The following is a 5,490-nucleotide window of genomic DNA, read 5'->3' on the forward strand; positions in this document are numbered from 1 at the left end:
CAAAATCCACCTGCTTTGAGCAGGTGGTCGTTTAAGAATTTCTTTACGTTTAATTAAGACTTGTTTTTCATACTTAATCATATACAGTAGGCAACCGGATGTATCCGGCCCCACCAGTACTTCAGCCCGTATGCTCTTTTGGTTAAATCCTCTATCATAAAGTTAACAGAGATAAGGAATTCACATAGAAATATTATTCCAGTTTGACAATTTCAATGAAATTTGTCGATTAAAATAAGATTGAGGGATGGTTGGATCAATGTTGCTTCGTTTACGCAAATCTTCAATGCAAGCGGTCTGGATGGTGTGGGAAAGAGGGTTCGATTGGATTTCACGCTTTCGCGGCTCGCATACATCGCACTTTGGAATTTGCAAAGTCATGATTAAGAAACACCGAGGGGAGAGCATCGTCTGTGCGGACTCCACCATCATCGATAAAGGCGATCTGGTCGGGGAACTCCATCTCAATAATGAAACGATTCTGATGCTGACCAAATCCGAAGACTCAGACCGCGCGGCGCTCATGACGGCCCGGCTTACACGGAAATCCATGCAGCAGATCAGCGAGGCATTCGCAAGTCAGCCGGAGTTCAGAGAGGTGAAGGCGTTAGTCGCCATTACGCTGCTTCATCGTGGTTTGATACATGGTCTTGGTTTCGAACAACAACCGATGAAGTCCGATCTGTTCCAACGCATTACAACGGCTTATCTAAGATTATTGTTATCCGTCATGCACCCTGAAGGCAAGAAGCGGATTGGTCGCAAGACCGAACAATTGATACCGATGATGCTGATTCACTCCCGCAGCTCGCTGAGGAACCGATTTATGACGATGAAGAGACAGTCCGTTTCAAAGGAGTTAAGTCTGCCCAAATCAGATCCAATTAATTAAAAACAAAAGAAACTAAGAGCGTGGTCGGTAAAGTTCCTGGAGGGCGGTATGAAGTTGGAACACAGCGACTGGAAACCCATACCACCCAGAGGTAACCTATTTTTCATCATGCTCTGTAACAAAGGCGGGAAGGCATTCATGGATGAAATTATGGAATTTTTACAGAACTTCGGAGCGACGGGACTTTTTATTCACGCTATGCTCGATGCGATTATCTTCCCTATCCCGGCGTTCTTCCTGCAGCTTTCTTTAAGCGCGGTGCAACCGGAGTCGGCTTTATGGCTCGCTACGGTTGGCTTTGCCGGAAGCCTGCTTGGGACACCGATCGGTTATGGGATCGGCAAGCTGTCGGGAAAGCATATTTTAGGCAGTGTAATGAAGAAAAAATGGCTGGATTCGGCAAGCGACTTATTTGCCCGCCGCGGCGAGGCCGCAATCCTGATCGGATCGTTCACTCCGATCCCGTTTAAAATATTTACGATTTTATCCGGATGCATGAATTATACGTTATGGAAGCTGCTCAGCTATGCCGCCATTGGTCGGGCGGTGAAGTTTTATGTAGTCGGTTTTCTCTTCTATATATATGGCCGCGCGGCAGAGAATATGGTGAACCAAGTTCTCACGATTATGCTGGTGGGCGTTGGTGTAGCGATTGCGGCAATATGGTTCTTGATACGGAAGCTGTCTGAGCGGAGGAAGATAAGGGATGAACATCAACTTATCGAAAAAACAGGGAACGGGGGCGGAAAGCAGGATGCAGTGGATAAGGCGAATTGATCAAACGATGTTCTTCTGGTGCAACCATCGGCTGAGTAGTCGGGCCTTGGACCGATTGTTCGGATGGATTACCCATTTGGGCGGAGCTTTGTTTACCATCATTTGCGCAGTGTCCTTGGCATGGTTCGCCGAGGGGGAGTTCAGCAGAATCGGGCTGCAAAGCTTGATCGCACTGGCCGTTAGCCATATCGTTGCTGTCCTGATCAAGAGAAAGGTGCGCAGAGACCGGCCTTTCCGCAAGCTGAAGCAGGTAAAGGTAGGCAAATTCCCGTTGAAGGATTATTCCTTCCCATCCGGCCATACAACCGCTATTTTCGCCCTGGTTACACCTTTTATGTTGGCCTCATCGCCGGCAATTATGCTTGTATTGATTGGTCTGGCCTTGTTGGTGGCCATATCCCGGGTTTATTGGGGCTATCACTATCCAATCGATTGTGTGGCTGGTGGGATGGTCGGATTCCTAACGGCGGTGCTGGTTGTTTTGTTCATGCATAGTTAAATTTCACGAAGGAGGCGATTGTTGATGAATAGCATGAAACGGGAAAAGCTGCTGATTTTGTCCGGCGCGCTCGGGGATGGACATATGCAGGCAGCCAAGGCGATTTTGGAGGCATCGGTGTTGTACAAACAGGGAGTAGAGGTGGTCGACTTTATGCAATGGATCCATCCCCGCATGCATGTGGTTGAACGGTATTGCTTCCTGCAATGGGTGAAGCATTTTCCCTCCTCATACGGATATATGTATCAGAAGACCCGGACGGACAGTACACTTACTTTCTTCCTGAAGCATTTTCTCACGACCAGCCTGCAGCGGCTGCTCAAACTTCTGAATGAGGAACAGCCGACGTTGATTGTCAGTACGTTCCCGCTGGCATCAGCCGCCATTTCCTTGCTTAAGGAAAAAGGGATGACGGATCTGCCTGCGGCAACAGTCATTACCGACCATTCCGATCACAGCTATTGGATACATCCGTTTACGGATCTGTATCTGGTCGGCTCCGAAGGTGTGCGTGCAGCTCTGCAGAGAAAAGGCGTTGCTGACCACAAAATTGCTGTAACGGGCATCCCTGTTCGCCCATCCTACAGTCAGACCGCCAATAAAGACCGGCTGCGCGAGAAGCTGGCCTTGCCTCTTGACACCTTTGTCGTGCTGGTGATGGGCGGCGGCTGCGGGATTATAAATAAATCCTTCATCGAGCTAATGCAATCTGACTCTTTCCCCCCTAACGTGCAATTTGTGATCGTATGCGGACGCAATGTGAAGCTGCTGAACCGTCTGCATGAAGCGTTGGGAGACAGGGATAACGTCATGCTGACAGGCTTCCTGGAGGGAATCCATGAATGGATGGCGTCCGCAGACGTATTGATTACCAAGCCGGGCGGACTGACGACCTCCGAAGCGCTGGCGCTTCAGCTTCCCATGCTGCTGCTGGAGCCACGACTGGGGCAGGAAAAGGATAATGCCGATTATTTGATTCAAGCGGGAGTAGCGTATCTATGTCAGATTGACAATTTGCAGGATCAGCTTCAGCAGCTGGTTCAACAGCCTTCCCTATTGGAAGAAATGAGGGAGAAAGCAGGGCTGTGCAGACAGCAGGATTCCGCCAGACATGCGGTCATGCAAATTCTGAGCATGCAGAGCGATACCCAGGAAGAAAAATGGGTTTGCTCCTTGCAGCAGTATGCTTAAGCTTAATTTTCACTAAGGGGGATAAAGACGTTGCTTGTTAAATATTTGTTGATTGGGCTCATAGGCTTCATCAGTCTGTATATGCTAATTCCCAGTTTTCTGCCAAGAATAGTCAGATTGGGAGCCTTTCGTAAGGGAACGACCAAGAACCAGGTAGCGTTCACGTTCGACGATGGGCCGCATCCGAGGTATACACCGGAATTATTGGATTTATTGCAGGATTATCAAGTGAAGGCCACATTCTTCGTGCTTGGCTCGCAGGCGGAACTGCACCCGGATCTAATCAGAAGAATGGATCGTGAAGGTCATCAGATTGGAATCCACAATTACGATCACACCTCCAATTGGCTGATGCTTCCCTGGACGGTGCGGCGTGATCATATGAAACGGACCGCAGATATTATTGAATCCATAATTGGAAAAAGGCCGGATCACTATCGTCCGCCATGGGGGCTCATGAACGCTTTCGATTTCTTTCATCCCAAATCGTACCGCATCGTACTCTGGTCCTTGAAGGCGGGGGATTGGCGCAGCAGAAGCTGCCGCAAGAAGCTGAAGGCAACGCTGCTGAACGGAATTACGGACGGATCTGTTATTTTGCTGCATGACAGCGGAGATACGCCGGGAGCGGACCGTCACGCGCCATATTTTATGCTTCAGGCTCTGGAGGAAGTACTGCATCAATTACAGGGACGCAACTTGCAATTCGTTCGTCTGGATGAAATGGCTTGACAAGTGAAATGAGGTGACAATAGTGGGACAGGAACCACAAATTTTAATTTTAACGGCTGATTACGGAGAAGGTCATCATCAGGTGTCCAAGGTGTTGCAGCAAAGCTTAATTCGCAATGGTTATAGCGAGGTGGCGGTTGTCGACTTGTTCCGGGAAGCTTATCCTGTGCTGAACAAAATAATCCGCTTTCTATACCGGCAAAGCCCGCATGCAGCCAGCTTAGGCATCCCCTATTACGGATGGATCTACCATCTGACCAATCGGCTTCCCATGAAGGGAAAGATTGCGGCCTGGATGAACAGTCTTGGTGGCGACAGGCTCAAGAAAATCATCCTCCAGTACCAGCCCGAAGTCATCATTTATACATTCCCGTTCGGCAGCTTGCCGAGCGGCGAGGCATTATCTGCGATCCGTCCCCGGACTGCTGTTGTCATAACGGACTTTGACGTTCACCGGAGATGGCTGTTCGCCAAGCCGGATCACTATTTTGTCCCTGCCAGCGACGTGAAAGAGGCCATGATCAGGCAGGGCGTCCCCGAGAGTCGTATTACCGTGACCGGAATTCCGGTCAGGGAATCATTTTATGATGCGGCAATGATCGGTTCCAGCTCCGTTAAAGAGGCAGATGAGCATGTGATTCTGCTTATGGCCAACGTCTGCGGCACATTGCAATCGCTATCGAGGCTCATCGGGAAGCTGCTACTCTTGTCAGGCGTTCGCATTCAAGTGATTTGCGGCCGGCAGAAAAGATGGAGACGGAGACTTGCGGAGAGCTGGGCGGATGATGCAAGAGTGGATGTATTCGGCTTCACCTATCAATTGCATATTTTGATGAGCAGTGCCTGCTGCGTCATCACGAAAGCGGGAGGCGTTACACTATCCGAGACGATTCAGGCCGGGGTTCCGATTTTCATCCTAAATCCGTTTCTGGGGCAGGAGAAGGAAAATGCCCTGTATTTGCAGCGCAAAGGAGCGGCAGTCGTGGCCTTTACGATTCATGATCTGGTGTTGCAGATACAAGCGATGATCTCCTCTGAGCCGATCAAGCAGTCGATGATGAACGGGCTGCTCGCAGCAAGGCAGAAAACGTCTGCGGACCATATTGTTCGGCATTTGTTTCCTGAGGCAAGTCCCTTAAGAAGGGGTGGAATATGATGAGCGGGAGGAGCGCGTTCAAGCTTTCTACTCTGACGCTGTTCACGGTGCTTTTTTGCACAGAGTTTGTCCGAAGCGCTTTCTTGCTCTCGTTCCTGCCGAACTTTGCCGTCAACGAGTCGGGGCAAACCGTTGCTTTGGTCGGTCTTGCCGTCTCGCTTCATTATACAGCCGATACGCTGATTAAATGTGTGGCTGGATATTTACTGGACAGGTTTTCGCTGCGCTGGCTGCTGCCCGCCA

The 5,490-nt window shown here is 49.8% G+C and carries 6 protein-coding genes and 1 pseudogene; all 7 read left to right on the forward strand.

Annotated features, from left to right (window positions below; genetic code table 11):
- Positions 1–259: 259 nt before the first annotated feature.
- Positions 260–892 carry a YkoP family protein gene (locus L693_RS0115920; RefSeq protein WP_025718195.1) on the forward strand — a complete coding sequence of 211 codons (633 nt, stop codon included), beginning with the start codon at positions 260–262 and terminating at the stop codon, positions 890–892.
- 138 nt (positions 893–1,030) lie between these two features.
- Entirely contained in the window at positions 1,031–1,669 is a 639-nt protein-coding gene (locus tag L693_RS0115925) for a YqaA family protein (protein ID WP_025718197.1), read from the forward strand.
- The gene (locus L693_RS0115930; RefSeq protein ID WP_025718199.1) at positions 1,647–2,168 is read left to right on the forward strand and encodes a phosphatase PAP2 family protein; all 522 of its coding nucleotides are present in this window, start codon (positions 1,647–1,649) and stop codon (positions 2,166–2,168) included. The genes L693_RS0115925 and L693_RS0115930 overlap by 23 nt, the downstream gene beginning before the upstream one ends.
- 24 nt (positions 2,169–2,192) lie before the next feature.
- Complete coding sequence (locus tag L693_RS0115935) at positions 2,193–3,359, forward strand: MGDG synthase family glycosyltransferase (protein ID WP_025718201.1); 1,167 nt, start codon at positions 2,193–2,195, stop codon at positions 3,357–3,359.
- Between the two features lie 30 nt (positions 3,360–3,389).
- Positions 3,390–4,091 carry a polysaccharide deacetylase family protein gene (locus tag L693_RS0115940; protein ID WP_025718202.1) on the forward strand — a complete coding sequence of 234 codons (702 nt, stop codon included), beginning with the start codon at positions 3,390–3,392 and terminating at the stop codon, positions 4,089–4,091.
- A 22-nt stretch (positions 4,092–4,113) separates the two neighbouring features.
- Entirely contained in the window at positions 4,114–5,247 is a 1,134-nt protein-coding gene (locus L693_RS0115945) for an MGDG synthase family glycosyltransferase (protein WP_025718204.1), read from the forward strand.
- Positions 5,247–5,490 (forward strand): annotated as a pseudogene (locus L693_RS28200) (MFS transporter); the annotation flags it as partial. The gene L693_RS0115945 and the pseudogene L693_RS28200, both read left to right, overlap by 1 nt.

It is taken from the genome of Paenibacillus sp. 1-18, assembly GCF_000520755.1.
GTDB lineage: Bacteria > Bacillota > Bacilli > Paenibacillales > Paenibacillaceae > Paenibacillus > Paenibacillus brasilensis.